General features: G+C 71.0%; 21 protein-coding genes, 2 tRNA genes and 1 pseudogene. 13 read left to right on the forward strand and 11 right to left on the reverse strand.

Annotated elements, in window-relative coordinates; translation table 11 throughout:
* Positions 1-65: 65 nt before the first annotated feature.
* Entirely contained in the window at positions 66-446 is a 381-nt protein-coding gene (locus V6U81_RS06815; RefSeq protein ID WP_334485599.1) for a hypothetical protein, read from the reverse strand.
* A gap of 288 nt (positions 447-734) precedes the next feature.
* On the opposite strand from V6U81_RS06815, the gene V6U81_RS06820 reads away from it, so the two are divergent.
* The 4 genes from V6U81_RS06820 to V6U81_RS06835 all read left to right on the forward strand — a co-directional run bounded on the left by V6U81_RS06820 (position 735) and on the right by V6U81_RS06835 (position 4,738).
* Positions 735-807, forward strand: a tRNA-Asn gene (locus V6U81_RS06820).
* A gap of 350 nt (positions 808-1,157) precedes the next feature.
* Entirely contained in the window at positions 1,158-3,281 is a 2,124-nt protein-coding gene (locus V6U81_RS06825) for an MMPL family transporter (protein ID WP_334485601.1), read from the forward strand.
* On the forward strand, positions 3,271-4,512 hold the full coding sequence (locus tag V6U81_RS06830) for an NAD(P)/FAD-dependent oxidoreductase (protein WP_334485603.1): 1,242 nt from the start codon (positions 3,271-3,273) through the stop codon (positions 4,510-4,512). Before V6U81_RS06825 ends, V6U81_RS06830 begins: the two co-directional genes overlap by 11 nt.
* A gap of 149 nt (positions 4,513-4,661) precedes the next feature.
* A tRNA-Ile gene (locus tag V6U81_RS06835) sits at positions 4,662-4,738 on the forward strand.
* 14 nt (positions 4,739-4,752) lie between these two features.
* Here V6U81_RS06835 and V6U81_RS06840 read toward each other — a convergent pair.
* On the reverse strand, positions 4,753-5,136 hold the full coding sequence (locus V6U81_RS06840; protein ID WP_334485919.1) for a tyrosine-type recombinase/integrase: 384 nt from the start codon (positions 5,134-5,136) through the stop codon (positions 4,753-4,755).
* A gap of 155 nt (positions 5,137-5,291) precedes the next feature.
* Here V6U81_RS06840 and V6U81_RS06845 point away from each other — a divergent pair, with 155 nt between their 5' ends.
* A complete protein-coding gene (locus V6U81_RS06845; protein WP_334485605.1) occupies positions 5,292-5,864 on the forward strand; it encodes a GNAT family N-acetyltransferase in 573 nt (190 codons plus the stop codon).
* A gap of 418 nt (positions 5,865-6,282) precedes the next feature.
* A pseudogene (locus tag V6U81_RS29135) lies at positions 6,283-6,456 on the forward strand (GNAT family N-acetyltransferase); the annotation flags it as partial.
* 187 nt (positions 6,457-6,643) lie between these two features.
* On the opposite strand, the gene V6U81_RS06850 reads toward V6U81_RS29135, so the two are convergent.
* From V6U81_RS06850 to V6U81_RS06860, 3 genes are all read right to left on the reverse strand, one after another.
* On the reverse strand, positions 6,644-7,021 hold the full coding sequence (locus tag V6U81_RS06850) for a VOC family protein (protein ID WP_334485607.1): 378 nt from the start codon (positions 7,019-7,021) through the stop codon (positions 6,644-6,646).
* A gap of 204 nt (positions 7,022-7,225) precedes the next feature.
* Positions 7,226-8,137, reverse strand: coding sequence for a phosphotransferase (locus tag V6U81_RS06855; protein WP_334485609.1), 912 nt, complete (start codon positions 8,135-8,137; stop codon positions 7,226-7,228).
* A 9-nt stretch (positions 8,138-8,146) separates the two neighbouring features.
* Positions 8,147-8,845: a TetR/AcrR family transcriptional regulator gene (locus tag V6U81_RS06860; protein ID WP_334485921.1), complete on the reverse strand. Its 699-nt coding sequence runs from the start codon at positions 8,843-8,845 to the stop codon at positions 8,147-8,149.
* A gap of 187 nt (positions 8,846-9,032) precedes the next feature.
* Between V6U81_RS06860 and V6U81_RS06865 the strand changes: the two genes are divergently transcribed.
* The gene (locus tag V6U81_RS06865) at positions 9,033-9,677 is read left to right on the forward strand and encodes a DUF2306 domain-containing protein (RefSeq protein ID WP_334485923.1); all 645 of its coding nucleotides are present in this window, start codon (positions 9,033-9,035) and stop codon (positions 9,675-9,677) included.
* Between the two features lie 10 nt (positions 9,678-9,687).
* On the opposite strand, the gene V6U81_RS06870 is transcribed toward V6U81_RS06865, so the two are convergent.
* The 4 genes from V6U81_RS06870 to V6U81_RS06885 form a co-directional block, all read right to left on the reverse strand.
* Entirely contained in the window at positions 9,688-9,891 is a 204-nt protein-coding gene (locus V6U81_RS06870) for a DUF1737 domain-containing protein (protein ID WP_334485611.1), read from the reverse strand.
* Positions 9,892-9,987: 96 nt separating this feature from the next.
* Positions 9,988-10,629 (reverse strand): GNAT family N-acetyltransferase, encoded by a 642-nt coding sequence (locus V6U81_RS06875; RefSeq protein WP_334485613.1) that lies wholly within the window; start codon positions 10,627-10,629, stop codon positions 9,988-9,990.
* Positions 10,630-10,774: 145 nt separating this feature from the next.
* Complete coding sequence (locus tag V6U81_RS06880) at positions 10,775-11,293, reverse strand: hypothetical protein (RefSeq protein ID WP_334485615.1); 519 nt, start codon at positions 11,291-11,293, stop codon at positions 10,775-10,777.
* Between the two features lie 41 nt (positions 11,294-11,334).
* Positions 11,335-11,979: a TetR/AcrR family transcriptional regulator gene (locus tag V6U81_RS06885; protein ID WP_334485617.1), complete on the reverse strand. Its 645-nt coding sequence runs from the start codon at positions 11,977-11,979 to the stop codon at positions 11,335-11,337.
* Positions 11,980-12,035: 56 nt separating this feature from the next.
* Here V6U81_RS06885 and V6U81_RS06890 point away from each other — a divergent pair, with 56 nt between their 5' ends.
* The 3 genes from V6U81_RS06890 to V6U81_RS06900 are packed head-to-tail and all read left to right on the forward strand — an operon-like array spanning position 12,036 to position 13,659.
* Complete coding sequence (locus tag V6U81_RS06890) at positions 12,036-12,329, forward strand: hypothetical protein (RefSeq protein ID WP_334485619.1); 294 nt, start codon at positions 12,036-12,038, stop codon at positions 12,327-12,329.
* Positions 12,329-13,264 (forward strand): class I SAM-dependent methyltransferase, encoded by a 936-nt coding sequence (locus tag V6U81_RS06895; RefSeq protein ID WP_334485621.1) that lies wholly within the window; start codon positions 12,329-12,331, stop codon positions 13,262-13,264. Before V6U81_RS06890 ends, V6U81_RS06895 begins: the two co-directional genes overlap by 1 nt.
* Positions 13,261-13,659: a hypothetical protein gene (locus tag V6U81_RS06900; protein ID WP_334485623.1), complete on the forward strand. Its 399-nt coding sequence runs from the start codon at positions 13,261-13,263 to the stop codon at positions 13,657-13,659. Before V6U81_RS06895 ends, V6U81_RS06900 begins: the two co-directional genes overlap by 4 nt.
* A 92-nt stretch (positions 13,660-13,751) precedes the next feature.
* Here the strand turns inward: V6U81_RS06900 and V6U81_RS06905 are convergent, their stop codons facing one another.
* Positions 13,752-14,723 (reverse strand): helix-turn-helix transcriptional regulator, encoded by a 972-nt coding sequence (locus V6U81_RS06905; protein ID WP_334485625.1) that lies wholly within the window; start codon positions 14,721-14,723, stop codon positions 13,752-13,754.
* Between the two features lie 92 nt (positions 14,724-14,815).
* Here V6U81_RS06905 and V6U81_RS06910 point away from each other — a divergent pair, with 92 nt between their 5' ends.
* Entirely contained in the window at positions 14,816-15,256 is a 441-nt protein-coding gene (locus V6U81_RS06910) for a VOC family protein (RefSeq protein WP_334485627.1), read from the forward strand.
* Between the two features lie 30 nt (positions 15,257-15,286).
* Here the strand turns inward: V6U81_RS06910 and V6U81_RS06915 are convergent, their stop codons facing one another.
* Positions 15,287-16,462, reverse strand: coding sequence for a zinc-dependent alcohol dehydrogenase (locus tag V6U81_RS06915; protein ID WP_334485629.1), 1,176 nt, complete (start codon positions 16,460-16,462; stop codon positions 15,287-15,289).
* A 174-nt stretch (positions 16,463-16,636) separates the two neighbouring features.
* Here V6U81_RS06915 and V6U81_RS06920 point away from each other — a divergent pair, with 174 nt between their 5' ends.
* Positions 16,637-17,431, forward strand: coding sequence for a class I SAM-dependent methyltransferase (locus tag V6U81_RS06920; RefSeq protein WP_334485631.1), 795 nt, complete (start codon positions 16,637-16,639; stop codon positions 17,429-17,431).
* A gap of 65 nt (positions 17,432-17,496) precedes the next feature.
* Entirely contained in the window at positions 17,497-17,883 is a 387-nt protein-coding gene (locus tag V6U81_RS06925) for a hypothetical protein (protein ID WP_334485633.1), read from the forward strand.
* Positions 17,884-18,124: the final 241 nt, after the last annotated feature.

Here is an 18,124-nt window from a genome sequence, read left to right on the forward strand (position 1 = left end):
ATCGTGCGGGCACACGAAAGCGGGCCGGTCGCCCTGCGGCGACCGGCCCGATGACGTACGAACGGTCAGATGGTGCTGCCGTTGGTGCCCGGCGCCTTCGGCTTCGGGGTCGTGCTCGACGAGCTGGTGGAGCTGGTGGACGACTTGGCGCCGACCGTGGCCGGCGTGCCCGCGAAGGCGTCGTCGGCGGCGGTCAGCTCCTGCTTGCCACCGTTGCTGCTGGTGCCGAGCTTCTCGCCCAGCTTGGACTGGCCGAGCTTGTCCTTGCCCTCCGAGTAGAGCCGGTTCGCCTGGGCCTGCGCGACCCCGGCCGCCTCCTGGACGGTCGGGTGGTCGAGCACCTTACGGCCCCGGACGACCAGCTCCTCGTACTTCTCTCGGCCGGCACGGGCGCCCAGGACGAAGCCCGCAGCCAGCCCGCCAAGAAACATGATCTTTCCGCGCATGGCGGCTCCTTCCGTACCTGACGCTCCGCCGTTCCCGCCGGGTTCCCCCCGCGGGACCGACCATGTCGCGCCCACGTCGTCCTCTGTCGGCAGCTAACTACCCATCCTGCTCCGCGCTCATGCCTCCGTGTGCCCGGATGACGATTTGTCCGTATTCTTCTTGTGGGTCCGGACCCTTCCACCCGGCCGACGCGACGGGGTAACCCCCTGGACCGGACCCCCCGGGAATCCTGTACTCTTGTGCCGTCGCCGAGCGCCGGGGAGATCCGGAACGAGGCGACGAAGCGGTCCCCCGTAGCTCAATTGGCAGAGCAGCCGGCTGTTAACCGGCAGGTTTTTGGTTCGAGTCCAAACGGGGGAGCTCTGCTCCAACCCAACGCCCGTCGGCCCCGCCGGCGGGCGTTTTCGCTGCTCCGGGCGGCCGCCGCCAGGTCCACGCGCCGCGAGCACGCCGGCCTCGCCCAGGCTGCCGGCCGCCACGCCCCGGGGTTCCCGGTCCGGATGCCGCCGGGTGCCCGCGCGTGCAGCTGTTGCTGCCCTGTCGACCACGAACGCACCCGGAACCGGGCCGGCGAGCGGGCGGCGCCGGGGCCAGGGGCCGCCGGCCGGGTGGGCGGTTTAGGTCACGGACGGCTCCCTCGGGCGGCAGGATGGCCAATGTCGACTTAGACTCCCGCTGCGTCGATTGGTGCGTCGATGTGAGGGGTGGAGATGGCCGGAAGACGGGGCCGCGGCATTGCCACGCTGGTCGCGGTGGCGGTCGTGCTGGGCTGGCTGGTGGTCGGGGGCATCGCCGGGCCGTACTCCGGCAAGCTCGGCGACGTCGCGACGAACGACAACGCCTCCTTCCTGCCCACCGACGCCGAGGCGACCCGGGCGCAGAACCTGGCCGCCGGCTTCGTCGAGAAGGAGACCACCCCCGCGCTGGTGGTCTACGAGCGCACCTCCGGCATCACCGACGCCGACCGGCAGCGCGCCGCGGCGGACGTCGCCCGGTTCGGCGAGATCCAGGGCGTGGTCACCCCGGTGTCCCCGCCGATCCCCAGCCAGGACGGCCAGGCGCTCCAGGTGGTCGTGCCGATCAACGGCTCCGAGGGCGAACGGATCGGGGAGGTGGTCGACCAACTGCGCGGCATCGCCGGCGCCGACACCGACGGCCTCACCGTGAATGTCGCCGGCCCGGCCGGCCTGCTCGCCGACCTGATCGAGGTGTTCGGCGCGATCGACGGGCCGCTGCTGTTGGTCACCCTGGTGGTGGTGCTGATCATCCTGCTGATCGTGTACCGCAGCCCGGTGCTCTGGATCGCCCCGCTGCTGGCCGCCGGGATGTCGTACTCGGTGGCGTCGGTCTTCGTCTACTACCTGGCGAAGAACGACGTGATCAAACTGAACGGGCAGGCGCAGGGCATCCTCACCGTGCTGGTCTTCGGCGCCGGCACCGACTACGCGCTGCTGCTGATCGCCCGCTACCGCGAGGAGCTGCACCGGCACGAGCGCCCCTGGGACGCCATGAAGACCGCCTGGCGGGGCGCCGCCCCGGCGATCGTCGCCTCCGGCGCCACCGTCATCGTCAGCCTGCTCTGCCTGCTGCTGTCCAGCCTCAACTCCAACCGGGCGCTCGGCCCGGTCGCCGCGGTCGGCATCGCCGCCACCCTGGTCGTGATGCTCACCTTCCTGCCCGCGCTGCTGGTGCTCGGCGGGCGGTGGGCCTTCTGGCCGCGTAAGCCCCGGGCGGACCAGGCCGACCCGCAGAGCGAGCACGGCATCTGGAGCCGGATCGCCGGCTTCGTCGCCCGCCGGGCCCGGGTGGTCTGGGCGACCACCGCCGTGCTCCTCGCCCTGCTCACCATCGGGCTCACCCAGCTCGGCGTCACCACCCTGGGCCAGTCCGACCTGTTCACCAAGCGCACCGACTCGGTCGCCGGGCAGGAGGCGATCGCCCGGCACTTCCCGGCCGGCACCGGCAGCCCGGCGACGATCTTCACTCGGCAGGAGACCGCCCAGCAGGTCGCCCAGGTGGCCCAGGGCGTACGCGGGGTCGCCGCCGTCCGCCCGGTCACCGGCGGCCAGGCCGGCCCGCCGGACCCGAACGCGCCGCCCAAGGTGGTCGACGGGCGGGTCGAACTGGAGGCCACCCTCGCCGACCCGCCGGACAGCGACGGCGCCGAGCGGGCCATCCGCGACCTCCGCGCGGCCGTGCACCGGGTGCCCGGCTCGGACTCCGTCGTCGGCGGCTTCACCGCGATCAACGTGGACACCTCCGACGCGTCCACCCGGGACCGCAACGTGATCATCCCGGTGGTCCTGGTGGTGATCGCGGTGATCCTGGCGCTGCTGCTGCGCGCGCTGCTGGCCCCGCTGCTGCTGATCGCGACCGTGGTGCTGTCGTTCCTCGCCACGCTCGGGCTCTGCGCGCTGATCTTCCGGTACCTCCTCGACTTCCCCGGCGTCGACCAGTCGTTCCCGCTCTTCGCGTTCGTCTTCCTGGTCGCCCTCGGCATCGACTACAACATCTTCCTGATGAGCCGGGTCCGCGAGGAGTCCGTCAAGCGGGGCACCCGGGCCGGCGTGCTCAGCGGCCTCGCCGTCACCGGCGGGGTGATCACCTCCGCCGGCGTCGTGCTCGCCGCGACCTTCTCCGCGCTGGCCGTACTCCCGCTGGTGGTGCTGGTGGAACTGGGCGTGACGGTCGCGGTGGGCGTACTCCTGGACACCATCGTGGTCCGCTCGCTGCTGGTGCCCGCGCTGTCGTACGACATCGGGCCGAAGATCTGGTGGCCCAGCCGGCTGTCGCGCGCGGCCCGGAACGAGACGGAGGTCGGGCGTGCTCGCTGAGACGGACGTCGTCATCGTCGGCGGTGGCCTCGCCGGGCTGGCCGCCGCCCGGCGGCTGCACCGCGCCGGCGTGCCCTGGCGGCTGCTGGAGGCCGGCGGCCGGCTCGGCGGCCGGGTCGCCACCGACCGGGTCGACGGCTACCTGCTCGACCGCGGTTTCCAGGTGCTCAACACCGCCTACCCGAGGCTGGGCACCCTGCTCGACCTGGCCACCCTGGACCTGGGCTGGTTCACCTCCGGCGTGCTGGTGCGCCGCGGCGACCGGCTGGACCGGCTGGTCAACCCGCTGCGTCAACCCACCGGCGCGCCCGGCACCGCGCTGGCCGGCGTGGGAACGCTGCTGGACCGGCTGCGCTTCGCCGCGCTCGCCACCGGCTGCGCCACCCTGCCAAAGAGCCGCCTGCTGAGCGCCACCGAGACGACCAGCGAGGTGGCGCTGCGCCGCGCCGGGCTCTCCGACGCCATCATCGAGGAGCTGATCCGGCCGTTCCTCTCCGGGGTCCTCATCGACCGGGAGCTGGAGACCTCCAGTCACGTGCTGGCGATGATCCTGCGGTCCTTCGTACGCGGCCGGATCGGCCTGCCCGCGCGGGGCATGGCGGCACTGCCCCAGGCGATCGCCGACCCGCTCCCCGCCGACCTGATCGAGCTGGACACCCCGGTCGCCGAGGTCAGGGCCGGCCGGGTCCGCACCCAGGCCGGTGAGATCGGCTGCCGGGCCGTCGTGGTCGCCGTGGACCCGCCCGCGGCGGGCACCCTGCTGCCCGCCCTGTCCCGGGTACGGATGCACAGCTACACCACCTACTACCACAGCACCGACGACGCGCCGCTGGACGAGCCGATCCTGCTGCTCGACGGGGAGCGCCGGGAACTGGTCGCCAACACCGTGGTGATCAGCAAGGCCGCGCCGACGTACGCGCCGGCGGGGCGGCACCTGGTGGCCACCTCGGTGGTCGGGACGTCCGCGCCGCCGGAGCCGATGATCCGGCGCGAGCTGGACCGGCTCTACGGCCGGTCCACCGCGGACTGGACCCACCTGACCACCGTCTCCGTCCCCGACGCGCTGCCCGCCGCGCCGCCGCCGCAGGGGCGGCTGCGCAAGCCCGTCGCGCTGGGGGAGGGGCTCTTCGTCTGCGGGGACCACCGGGACAGCCCGTCCATCCAGGGGGCGCTGGCCAGCGGCTGGCGGACCGCGGGGGCGGTGTTGGCGGAGCTGCGCGCGGTCGGCTGAGCGGGGGACATCCGGCCCGCTTGTCGGGGCACTTGCGGGCGGCTGCTGACTGTTATCCTCGCGTAGCCCATCGTGCCGGCCCGGCGTGTTCCTGCCGGTTCGGTGGTGGCCGGTGATCCGGCGGGCGGGTTACGATCCGGCGCGGTATCGGGGCGGTAGCTCAGCGGGTTAGAGCAGGGGACTCATAATCCCTCGGTCGCGGGTTCGAGTCCCGCCCGCCCCACCACGCAAACCCCCTGGTCAACCATGCTGCCGACGACCCTGGCGAACCGCCTCGAGGTCGGGGCCGACCCCGTCAGTCCGTACTGAGTCCGCAGCCGCACGACCCGCCGCCCGGTCGAGGCGGTCCGTCACCTGGTCCAGGTCGTCCTCGAACAGATCCGCGTACACGTCCAGCGTCATCGCCGCCGAGGCGTGGCCGAGCATCCGCTGCACCGCCTTCACGTTGGCACCCTCGGCCACCGCGAGACTGGCCGCCGTGTGCCGCAGCTCGTGCGGGGTCAGGCCGGCGAGGCCGATCGACTCTGCGGCTCGATCAAGGACCCGGCGGCGGAAGTTGTTGTTGCGCAACACCTCGCCGGCCGGCGACGTGAACACCAGCTCGTCACGGGTGCGGCCGGTGATCTGCGCGGCCGTCGAAGTCGGAGAAGTGGGCTCCGTCGATGACCAGTACGGGAGGGTCGTCGCTGTGGTTCGTCATGATCCTCAGGACGGCGTTTGCGCCGCGCGCTCCTATGCCGCCGCCCGGCCGCCCCTCATGACAAGGCAACATGGCGCGTATGTCCTTGCCCACCCCCACGCTGCACACCGCTCGCCTGCTACTGCGCCCCGTGACCAGCGCAGACGCGGACGCCCTCTTCGCGATGCACAGCAGCGCCTACGTGCTGCGCTACTGGGACGCGCCGCCCTGGAGCGAACGAGCGCGCGCCGAACGCTTCGTCACGGCTTGCCAGCAAATGGCGGACGAGGGCAGCGGGGCGCGGCTGGCCATCGACCGTGTTTCCAACAGGGCATTCATCGGCTGGTGCAGCCTGACCCGATGGAACCCCGACTATCGCAGCGCGTCGATGGGCTACTGCCTCGACGATGCGGCATGGGGCCACGGCTACGCGACGGAGGCCGCGCGCGCCTTGCTGCAGTGGGCATTCGACACGCTGGATCTGAATCGAGTCCAGGCCGAGACCGATACGCGCAACACGGCATCTGCTCGCGTCCTGGAAAAGCTCGGATTCGTGCGTGAAGGGACGTTGCGGGAAGACTGCGTCGTGAACGGCGAGGTGTCGGACTCGTGGGTGTACGGGCTGATCAGGCGGCAGTGGCGCCCGTCGTCCGGGTCGGATCCTGGCCGCTGAATGCTTTTCGCCAGGCGAGAGAGCGCCCAGCCTCCTGACAAGCGGACGGCGGCCGCGGGCTTCACGGTTGACGGCCTGTGGAGCGTGGCAGGCGAGGGACCTTCAGCCAGAATGGGGCCGGGCGCACCGCGCCGGGATCGTCGACTCCGGGACGTCCGCTTCCGGCGCAGAACTTCCGCATCTGCCGCATCACCTGGTCAGCAGGCCCTGCTAGCGTCAGCCGCACACAGATGATCAGTCGGAGGCCAGCAGGAATGACCCCCACGTTCCCCGAGACCCGCCTGCTGGCGGGCGATCTCTTGCTGCGGCCCTTCTCCGCAATCGACATCGAGGAAAATCAGATCGCTTGCGCGGACCCGCTCATCCAGCAGTGGCTCCCACTGCCCCAGCCCTACCCCCGCCAGGGCTCCGCTGACTGGTGCACCAAGATCTCCCATTCCCTGCGGGAGACCGGAGACGGGATCCACTTCCGATCGTCGACGCGAACACAGACCGCCTCCTCGGCACCGTCGGCCTGAAGAAGACCGACTGGCGCGGCCTGGTCAGCGAGATCGGCTACTCGGTCGCCCCCTGGGCTCGCGGCCGAGGCATCGCGGCCGAAGCCACGCGGACCATTGGTCAGGTCCGTAGCGGCGCGACCCGCCGCCCGGTCGAGGCGGTCCATCACCTGGTCCAGGTGTTCTCGAACAGCACATGCGTGACAGATCCGTCCCGGCACACGGCAGCGCACTCACACGACGAGTGGAGTGCGCTGCCGAACCCCATGCCCAGGCGTCAGGTCATGGCTCCATGCCCTCCCAGGTGGTCAGGCAGAAGGGGTGACCGGCCGGATCGGCGTACACGTAACACTGGCCGCTGTTGGGCTGGAACTCGTACTTGGTTGCTCCTGCCGCCAGCACGCGCGCTTCGGCGGCCGCCCGGTCCTCCACGTAGAAGTCGAGATGCATCATGATCGACGAGGTTGGATCGGGCCAGGTGGGCGGTGTGTAGCCAGGTACGGTCTGGAAATCCATTCGGCCGCCCGGGCCCTGGACCGTGGCCCACTGCTCGCCCAGATTCGTCACCGTCCCGCCGGTGATGTCGGCGTAGAAAGCCGCCAGGCGGCCGGCGTCGGGGCTGTCGAGCGTGACCGAACTGAGCTGGATCGAGTCGGACATGTCGTCTCCTTCACGGTCAAGGGCGGTTGCCATCACGTAGCCATCTCCAAGATGACGAATGACGTGCGACGAACCGGACAGGTCCCCACGCCCGCAGTCATCTGCGATGCGCGCCGCTGTCGCGGACCGCGCGGGGGCGGAGCCGCAGCAGGACTGAACACGCGGCGTTCGGCGGCCCGCCCATCCTCTCAGTGACGGGCCGATTCAGGCACCGGCCAGTGCGAGCCTCTGCTCGGCCTCGTCCGGTGCCAGCCATGATGCTCCGTCCAGGCTGGCCTTCTTCGCGTTGAACGCGTACACCCAGAGGCCCGCGGCCCAACTCGCTTCGATCTCACCTGCGGACCAGGCGCGGCCGGCGGCGCGCTGGTAGGCGTCCAGGAACGCTGCTGACTCGGAGACCGTCGCGGCCCTGGGCACCATCCCGCACGGCCAGACGGACGCGGCCAGCCCGACCACCACAGCCTCCGGCGCGGCGGTGACGCTGTCCCAGTCGTGGACCACCAGCGGCTCGTCACCGTTCCAGCGGAGGTTCTGCGCTTCCCAGTCGCCGTGTCCGATCACGACGCGGACTCCGGCCGGGGTACGCACAAACCGGCTCAGCCGGCGACGGACTCGCGCCCCGGTCTCGTCGAGCCACGCCGTCGCATGCTCGGCCATGTTGAGGTCGTCGTCGCGATCGTCGGCGGCCGGCCAGACGCCTGGCAGCGCATGATTCCACGCTGTCCACGGCAGATCCGGTTCCAGGGTGCCGACCATCGCCGGCTGGGGCGCGAGAGCAATGAAGCGCGCCAGCAACCCGGCGAACCGGCTGACGCGGTCGGTCTCCGGCGCCAGCGATCCTCCGGGCACGCACGCCTCCGCGCTCACCGCAACGCCCTCCTCGACCACCGAGCCGCCCAGTGGCTCAGGAGCGGGAAAGCCGGCGCGCCACAGTGCTCGCTGCACAGCCGTACACCCGGCGAGGCGTGGTGAGTACGGTCGCACCTTGACGATCACCTCGCGCCCTCCGGACAACCGCACATCGAAGACCCGCGAAAGATGGCCGGAGATCAACTGCACATCCTCCACCGCGGAGCCGAGGTGACGCTTGCACCAGCGACCGACGTCGAACGTCATGCGCCGAACCTACGCCTGGTTGGTGGAGGTCCAGCCCTGCTGGTGGAGTCTTTCGAACCCGTCGAGCAGCAGGTCGACCGCGAATTCGAACTCGAACTGGTCGTCGCAGCCGTGGCCCACGACCGACCCTTCGTCGTGCGCGGCGGCCATGGCTATCTCCGCGATGTGGGGATACCTGCCTGCCATCTCCCGGAGCATGGCTGCCTGCATCTGCGGGTCAGCGGGTAGCGGTGAGGCGGGGAACAGTTCCTGGGTGAATCCCCACATGCGGCTGCCCAGAACGTGCATCACATGGTGGGTGAGGTCGACGGAGAAGCCGCCGGCCCGGAACATCCCGACGATCGAGTTCATGTAGTCCAGCACGACCGGGGTGGGCTGGGGCCGGGACTCGATGACCCGCGACGCCCAGGGGTGTCGCAACAGCACACCCCGGGCCGAGAGGATGCGCTGGCGGATCGCCGCCTTCCAGTCGGTACCGCGGACCGGTGGATCGATCTCACCGACGACGACGTCGACCATGCCGTCGAGGAGCTGTTCCTTGTTGGCCACGTGCTTGTAGAGCGCCATCGGTACCACGCCCAGCTCCTGGGCGAGGTTGCGCATACTCAGCGATTCGATCCCGACGTCGTCGGCGAGCGCGACGGCGGCGCGCAGCACGCGGTCCCGGTTGAGGGGGGCCCGGCGCGCTCCGTCCACCTGCTGGACCATCTCGACCCGCCTTCCTCTCGGACAGTTGTAGACCCGCACCCGAACTTGACGGTGTACGGCGTACACCCTACCCTGACGCAGAGGTGTACGCCGTACACCTGGATGTCGTTTGAAGTGGCCGGCCGATGGATGACCGGAATGAAGAAGGGACTTTGCGGTGACCTCCTCCGCCAAGCGAGAGTGGCTGGTGCCCGTAGGGCTGATCATGCTCAGCGCCGTTCCGGTGATCGCCGGCGCCGCCCGGGTCGCCGAGCTCACCGGTGGTGCGACGGTCACGCCGGACAACGCTCGGTTCTTCGCCTCGCCGGTACCCGTGCTGGTGCACATCGTCGGCGCCAGCCTGTACTGCCTGCTGGGCGCGCTCCAGTTCGCCCGCGGCTTCCGCCGCCGCAGACCCGGCTGGCACCGCACTGCCGGGCGGCTGCTGATCCCCTTAGGGCTCGCCGCGGCACTGACGGGCCTGTGGATGACGCTGTTCTATCCCCGCCCTCCCATCGACGACGAACTCCTGACCGGCGTCCGGCTCGTATTCGGCTCGGCCATGGTCGGCTGCATCGTCCTCGGTTTCGCCGCCATCCGGCGTCGGGACATCGCCGGTCACCGCGCCTGGATGGCCCGCGGCTACGCGATCGGTCTCGGAGCGGGTACTCAGGTCCTGACCAACCTGCCCTGGATGCTGCTGGTCGGCCAACCGAGTGGACTCAGTCGGACGCTGCTGATGCTCGCGGGCTGGGTGATCAACCTTGCCGTGGCCGAGTGGGCGCTCCGCAAGCGCCCGACCAGGCCAACCCGGACCGCGAGGGCAGTACCGACTCGGGTGAGCACGGCCTGAGCGTGTGTCTCTATCTGGCGCTGCCCTCGGAGGCATCGGGGCGCGGCAGCACCAACGCTTGAGCGGCGATGACGCGTTCACCGTTGAAGGTCAGCGCCGGCGACCCGTACAGCTGATAGCCCTGGTCGAGCAGGCCGCTGACGCGGGCGCAGAATTCAGCATCATCGGGTCCGGTGATGAGGCGGTAGCCGAGCGGCTCAGAGAGATCTGACACCGTCGCATTGTGCCCGCCCCGGCTGTGCCGGGCCGAGTCCCGGCCACCAGTCCGTCTTGGACGGCCGCACGGCCAGCGGCAGATCCGGATACCCGCTCAAAGGCCAAAGGACGCTCTGCAGGCGTCCATGCCCTCAACCGTCACGGCTGGCAGCTTCTGCTGGCGCCAGCTTCGCAGCGTCAGACGCAGACGGTCGGAGACAACCGCCTCACCGTCGCGCGCGTCGACGGAGATGCCGTCGTGCTCGTAGCCGAGTTTGCGGGAGACGCCCTGAGAGGAATGGTTGTCCTGAAACACCTCGGTCAGCGCAGCGGTGGCACCGAGATGATCGAAGGCAAGGGTGAGTAGTCCGACCCTCGCTTCGGTTCCGTACCCCTTGCCTTGGTGCTCCACGCCGAGCCAGGACGACGTCGTCACCTGCCGAACCACCGGGAAGTCGTGTGCGCGAAGTGTGACCACGCCGATCGGGTGTCCCGCGCGGAAGACGCCCATCCCCAGTCGCCACGCTGCCACGTCCCACGAGGCAAGCTGGTGCCAGTGTCCCTGTAGGACGGCCTGGGCCCGGTCGGCACGGGTGCCGTCGGTCCACGGGGTGAGGAATGGCCGCTCGCCGGGTGGATGCACGCCCTGACCTGCGAGGTCGGCGAGTTCAGCGAGCTCCTCCTCGCGTGGTAGGCGCAGCTGCAGGTGCGGTGTGGCGATGGTGAGACCATATTGAGGCCACAGATCAGCGAGCATGTGCCACATCTTGTCGACCAGGATCTGCCTGCGCTACCGACATACACCGGACCCCCTGATCTCGGCACGATCGCACGCCGTGCGTCGCTGGAGGTCCCTCGGATGGTGATCCACACGGATCGCGGTAGACGCGGCGTTCGTAAGCTCAACCGCGGCCGGCGTACAGGTACACCGTGACCGAATCAGGTACGCCGAGGTCGACCAGGAGAGCGCGCCGTGTGCCGTCGGCCGTAGGTTGCTCCTCGTCGATGCCGGATACGGTCTTGGCGGTCTCGGGCTTCCACAGATTGCCACCGCCGACGTTGTGTTTCGCGGTGACTGCTCGAAGTCCGGGGGTGGGGGGCGCGGTGAACGCCGCCGACGCGATGAAGGAGTCGAGTTCGTTGCGAGGCAGGCGGAACTTCGCCGAGAGCTGCGTCTCCAGGCCGTTGCTGTAGGCGGCGGACAGCATCACGGCACCCGGTGGAAGGGTTACATGGGCGACGGCTTCGACCTGGGACGCGCTGGCGACCTCCGGCGCGGACTGCAGGTCCGATCCCCCGAAGTGCTCGCCCAGTCCGATCACCGCACACGTGACGAGTGACAGTGCCAGACTGATGCACGCGAGTACGAGTGCAATTGGCCCGGCCAGGCTCCCGCGCTTCGGTGAGACGGTCTCGATCATGGCCAGACATTACCTGCGCGGCGAGTGGCTGAGCCTGTCCGCTATTCGGCGCTGCCGATGATGGCGCCGCTGACGGTGTCCACGTACCACCGCTGGTACTGCTCCAGCGGCCATCCGCGTTGCCGGACGAGCCAGTCGAAGTTGCGGACGTCCTGGGCCAACCAGAGGATGTCGGCCACCTGTTCGACGTCCAGGTCAGGGCGGAGGCCTCCGGTGCCGACGAGTTCCGCGGCGAACATGGCCATGCCCCGGCGGCGCTCGTCGATGTTCTTACGCCAGATCTCGGCGGCGTCCGGATCGGCCGTGGCCGCTCCGGCCAGCGCGAGCATCACCTCGGCCTGCCGGGCGTTGACCTCGGCCAGATGGCGGGCGTAGCGGGCGAGCTTGGCACGGGGGTCGGCGAGCGCGCGGATCTCGGCGACGAAGGGCCGGTCCGGCAGGGCCACCGGTTCGTCGTCGCCGGCCAGGGTGACGTCGACCAGCTGGGAGAGCAGCTGCCGCTTGCTGCCGAACACCGCGTACAGCGTCTGGACCGCGACGCCGGCTTCCGCGGCGACGGCGGTCAGCGGCGTGGCCGCGTAGCCCGGGTCGACGAAGAGCCGGCCGGCCGCTTCGAGGATTGCCCGCCGGGTCTGTCGGGCCTGCTCCTGCCGCCGGGAAGAGTCATAGCGTCTCTTGACAACCACCGTTCGAGTGTAGTGCTCTATTGGATAGAGTCTAACTCTATCGAGAGGGGGCGGCCATGCCGTTCGGTGTGCTGCAGGAGATGCCCGGCGTCAGCGAGGCGGAGTACCAGCAGGTGGAGCGACACCTCGGACCGGACCGGCCGCCGGGACTGGTCGCCCACGTCGCCGGCCCGACCGAGGACGGCTGGCGGATCATCAACATCTGGCAGGACGAAGCCGCGTTCCGCCGGTTCCAGTCCGAACGGCTGGTCCGGGCCGCGGGCCTGGCGGCGCAGGAGGACGGCTTCGACCCGACCAAGGCGGCCCGCTTCCGATCGATGAGCGTCGACGGCGCCGAGATGCCGTTCTGATGGCCGACGCCGCCACCCTGCGGTCCCGCAACGCCGCCTTCTGGACGGGAGCGGCAGCGGGCTGGATCCGCCATGCCGATCGGCAGGACGAGATCGGTCGACCGCTGGGCGCGCCGGCCATGGATCGAGTGGCCGCGCGGCCCGCCGAGCGGATCCTCGATGTGGGCTGCGGCTGCGGCGGCACCACGGCGGAACTCGCCACGGCGGTCGGCGGGACCGGCGCGGCGGTCGGTGTCGACATCGCCGAGGCGATGGTGACCGCCGCCCGGCAACGGTTCCCCACGGACCGGTACCCGGGTATCCGGTTCCACGCGGCCGACATCGAGACCCTCGATGTCGTGCCCGGGGCGCCCTTCGACGCGGCGTACTCGCGAATGACCCTGATGCTGTTGGCGGATCCGGTCGCCGGCTGCACCACGATCCGGCGGTCACTGCGCCCGGGAGGGCGCCTCGCCGCGACCGTCTTCCGCGACGGCAGCGTCAACCCGTGGCTGTCCGCGGCGCTGCTCGGCGCAGCACCACACCTCGGGCCGCTACCCCCGCTCCCGGTGGGTGACGAGCCCGGTCCGTTCTCCTTCGCCGACCCGGCACGGCTCGCCCGGGTCCTCACCGTCGCCGGCTTTGCCGCCGTCACGATCACGCCGTGTGACGTCGCCATGGACGCTCCGGACGACGCCGACGCGGTGGCCGAATGGCTCATCGAGGTCGGCCCCGCCGGTGCCGCGTACCGGGCGGCTCCGCCGGCCGGGCAGGCGTCCGCCCGGGCAGGGGCGGTCCGGCTCCTCGACCGGTTTCGTGAAGCCGGCGTCGGCTACCGACTGCCCGCCGGCCTCTGGCTCGTCACCGCGATGGCCGCCAGGGCTGACAAACCAACCGCCGCGGCCCGTCCGCCGGTCACCCACCACCGACAACCACGTCAGGACGAGAACCGATGAGTACGATCCGAATGCTCGCGCCGACCCTCTGTCTTGTCCTCGCCCTGGCGGCGTGTACTGACGCCGACGCGCCCGAGCCCTCCGGTGCCGCGGCGCCGGGCACCCCCGCAGCAGCCGCGTCCCGCGCGGCCGGATCCGCTCCGGCCGATGACTCGACACCAGTGTCGGCGAAGGAGGTGTGTGCCTACCTGGACGGCCAGTTGCCGACGCTGCGGGGGATCGGGTCCGAGACGGGCACGATGGCCAACCTCACCGTGAACCTCTACTCCTGGTACGAGAAGCAGGGTGCCGTGCCGACCGGCCGTCAGATCGACGACCAGACCCGGCAGCAATGCCCGGCGACCCGGACCGCGCTGCTCGAACTCGCCGGCATGGAGAGCTTCGAACGGCTGTAGCCCCGAGGAAGTACGGCTCAGCCGACCGGCGAGCGCTGGCTTGGCTGTCGGCCGAGCCAACTCCATCGCGTCGGGTCGGCGTGGCCTGGCGCTCACCGGCGCGGATCCGCACCATGGGCGCCGACCACGCGGGTGAGGTGGTCCGCCAGCGCCCTCAGCTCGTCCACCAGCTCGGGCGGTTCGAGGACGGTGAAGTCCGGCCCGAGTCCCGCCAGTCGCACAGCGAGGTAGGCCAGCGAATCCGCCCCCGTGGTCAGCAGGCAGCTGCCGTCGTCGACGGCTTCGACGACCCCGGCGGTGGCGGGAACTCGCGCGCCGACGACGTGCGCTGGTGCGCGTACCCGGATGCGGGCCTGGAACCGGTAGGGCGCCGTCGTGATCGCACCGGCCACGAACGCCGCCGCGTCCGGCGGATCGTGGGGTGTGAAGCGGGGTCCGCTGGCGAGCGGTCCACTGATCCGGTCCACGCGGAACGTACGCCAGTCGTCTCGTTCCCGGTCGCGGGCGACGAGATACCAGCGCCGGCCGGTGTGGACCAGCCGGTGCGGCTCCACCGAGCGTGCGCTGACGGTGCCGTCGTGCCGCTGGTAGGCGAAGCCCAACCGTTGCTGGCTCTGGCAGGCCTCGGCGATCGCCACGAGGACATCCGGGTCGACCGTGGCCGCCTGCGACTCCAGCGGGACGGTGGCCAGCTTCAGGGCCGCGGTGCGGGTACGCAGCCGGGCCGGAAGTATCCGTTCGAGTTTTGCCAGTGCGCGCAGTGCGGTCTCGGCGATCCCGGTCGCCGTGGAACTCGTCGCGGTACGCAGGCTGAGGGCGACCGCGACCGCTTCCTCGTCGTCGAGCAACAGCGGTGGCAGCGTCGTCCCGGCGCCGAGCCGGTAGCCACCCGCGACCCCGGGCGCCGCGTGGACGGGATAGCCCAGGTCGCGAAGCTTGGCCACGTCGCGGCGCAGCGTCCGCACGGTGACACCGAGGCGACCGGCCAGCTCCGGCCCGGTCCACTCCGGCCGTGACGGCAGCAGGGACAGCAGCCGTAGGAGGCGGGCGGAGGCGTCGAGCACGCTTGCCAGTGTTCCACCGAACGAGGACCGAAAGTGTCCGCAATTGCGGCTAGCGTTGCCCACGACGAGGACATCGAGAGGAGATGGCGGCGATGGCGTACGAGTTTCAGGTGACGGTGGGCTGCGCGGATCCGCACACGCTGGCGGACTGGTGGGCCGAGACGCTGGGCTGGCAGGTCGAGCCCTCGGACGAGGCGTTCATCCGCCGGATGATCAGCGCCGGGTACGCCACGGAGAGCGACACGAAGCTGCACGACGGCGTACTCGTCTGGAAGGAGGGGGCGGCGATCGCCCACCCGGAGGGCCTGCAGCGCGCGCCGAGGATGCTGTTCCAGCTGGTCCCCGAGCCGAAGACGGTGAAGAACCGGATGCACCTGGACGTGCGTATCGGCACCGACGACGTGGAGCCGACGGTGGCGGGCCTGGTCGCGCGCGGGGCCACGTTCCTGCACAACGGCCGGCAGGGCCCGAGCACCTGGGTCACGCTCGCCGACCCCGAGGGCAACGAGTTCTGCGTGTCGCAGTCCGCGTGAGGAGGCGGCCCGCCGAGTCAGGGCCACTGTTCAGCGAGCGGGCTCGAAGACCGCGCGTACGCAGCCATCGGTCCTGTTCTTGAACATGTGGTAGCCGCGGGGAGCGTCGTCGAGTGACATCGTGTGTGTCGCGAGGTGCTCGGTGACCAGCTCGCCGCGGGCCATCCGTTCGAGCAGCATCGGGATGTAGCGGTGTCCGTGCTGTTGGGCGCCGCGCACGGTGAGCCCCTTGTTCGTCAGCGCGCCGACCGGGAACTTGTCCATCGGCCCCGCGTACCCGCCGAGCAGGAAGACGCTGCCGCCCTTGCGGCAGTGCTGGATCGCCTCCCGAGCGGCGATCGGCCGGTCGGATGCCCGGCGCAGCCGTTGCTTGAGCTGGTCGTACCGGTACCGCGGGCCGGTGCTGTGCGACTCCATGCCGACCGCCTCGATGCACACGTCCGGGCCGCGCCCGCCGCTGCGTTCCCGCAGCTCGCCACCGATGTCCTGGGTCCGGTAGTTCAGTGTCTCGACGCCCACGTACGTCGCGGCCATCCGCAGCCGATCGTCAAGCTGGTCGATGATGATGACCCGTTCGGCACCGAGCAGGACGGCCGCGCGGGCCGCCAGCTGACCCACCCCGCCCGCGCCCCACACCGCGACCACGTCGCCCGGCCGCACGCCGGCGAGGTCCGCTCCCATCCAGCCGGCGGGGGCGGCGTCGGAGGCGAACAGGGCGCGCTCGTCGCTCACCCCTTCCGGCACGGTGAAGGCACCCTGGTCGGCGTAGGGGACCCGGATGTACTCGGCGTGGCTGCCGGCGAAGCCGCCCAGCGCGTGGGAGTAGCCGTAGCAGCCGGCGGGCGCGAAGCCCCAGGCTGCCTCGGTGATCGCCGGGTTGGTGTTGCCGTTGTCGCACAGGGAGAACTGTTCCTGCCGGCAGTACCAGCAGCGGCCGCAGGAGACGAACGAGCAGACCACCACCCGGTCGCCCACCCTGTGCCTGCGTACCCGCGGGCCGACCTCGACCACTTCGCCCAGGAACTCGTGGCCGAGGACGTCACCGCGCTCCATGAACGGGATGTGGCCGTCGAGCAGATGCAGATCGGCGCCGCAGGTGACGGTCTTGCGTACCCGGACGATCATGTCCTGCTCGTTGCGCAGCCGCGGCTCCGGCACCTGGGTCACCGCAAGCTCGTTCGCCCCCTGCCAGACCAGTGCCTTCATCCACCCGCCCACGGCGCTTCTGAATGTCTCAGGAACGGCGCCAAGGAAACGGCACCAACATGGGCGGATTCTCCTATATCGCTCAGCGGTGCCACCGCTGATTCCGACACTTCACCCGGACGCCCGCTCGTCCAGGGAGCGCGACGCCACCGACGTGGCCCGTATGGTGTGCGCATGGCGGACCAGGTCTGGGCCGACGGCGCGGCCTACGAGGCGTACGTCGGTCGGTGGAGCCGTCGGGTGGCGGACGCCTTCGTGCGCTGGCTGGACCAGCCGCCCGGGCGGCGCTGGCTCGACGTGGGCTGCGGCACCGGGGCGCTGACCTCGACCGTGCTGGGCCTCGTCGACCCGCGCACCGTCACCGGCGTCGACACCTCCACCGGGTTCGTCGCGCACGCCCGCCACCGGGTCGCCGACCCGCGCGTCACCTTCGAGGTCGGTGACGCCCGCGAGCTGCCCCTGGCCGACCACGACGTCGACGTCGTCGTCAGTGGACTGGCGCTCAACTTCGTCCCCGAGCCGCCCCGCGCCGTCGCCGAGTTCGCCCGGGTCCTCCGGCCGGGAGGCGTCGCCGCCGCGTACGTCTGGGACTACGCCGAGGGCATGGCTATGATGCGCCACTTCTGGGACGCGGCCGTGCTGGGCGACGCCGCCGCGGCGGAACGGGACGAGGCCCGGCGGTACGCGATGTGCCGGCCGGAGCCGCTGCGGGCGCTCTGGGCGGGAGCCGGACTGCGGGACGTGACGGTACGTCCCGTCGACGTGCCCACCGTCTTCGCCGACTTCGACGACTTCTGGACCCCGTTCCTCGGTGGGCAGGGCTCCGCGCCCGGCTACGTCGCCTCGCTCGCCGAGCCGGACCGGGAGGCCCTGCGCGAGCTGCTGCGCACCCGGGTGCCGACCGGTGCCGACGGGACGATCCGGCTCACCGCCCGCGCCTGGGCGATCCGGGGCACCGTACCGGTCTGACGCCGCAGCCGACCGTGAGTAGGGGTGCTCATCCGCGCGGCCGCCCACGCCGGAAGGATCGGACCGTGAACAAGACGACGCGTGCCCTCCTCGCCGGGCTGCTCCTCGCCCTGGCGACCGTCGCCACCTGGTGGGCCTGGCTGGGCTGGGACACCGGCTACACCACCGACCCGGAGACCGGCGCGACCAGCGGGCCGTACCAGCCGTGGCAGGTGGCCGGCTGCGTACTCACCCTGGCCGTGGTCGCCGCCGTCGCGGGCTGGTGGCTGCGCCCATGGCTGGTCGTCCCGGTGATGACCCTCGCCTTCACCGCGGCGTGGACGATTCGTGCGGCGTCGACCGACGACAGCGGGCTGTGGGCCGTCGGGGCGGTGCTGGTGCTGGTCGGGACGGGGGTCGGCGTGACGGTGGTGAGCGGGGGAGCGCACCTGCTGCGCCGGCGCAGGCGCTGAGCCTGTCGCCAGGCCATCCGGGCACGGCACCGCGAAGAGCGCCATCACCTGCTCGGACATCGTCTCCGACAAATAGCTGACTGGACGCGCGAGCCTCCCCAGGAGCACTGTTTATGCAGGTGAGAGGGGTTTGGGTGGCGGGCCACATCCCATTCCTCCGGCCCGGCGGGCGACCTGACGGTCCCCGCCGACGCCGCCATCGCCGCGCCCGGCCGGAGTCGGCCGCTGCCGGTCCGACCGC

It is taken from the genome of Micromonospora lacuserhaii (assembly GCF_036902735.1).
GTDB lineage: Bacteria > Actinomycetota > Actinomycetes > Mycobacteriales > Micromonosporaceae > Micromonospora.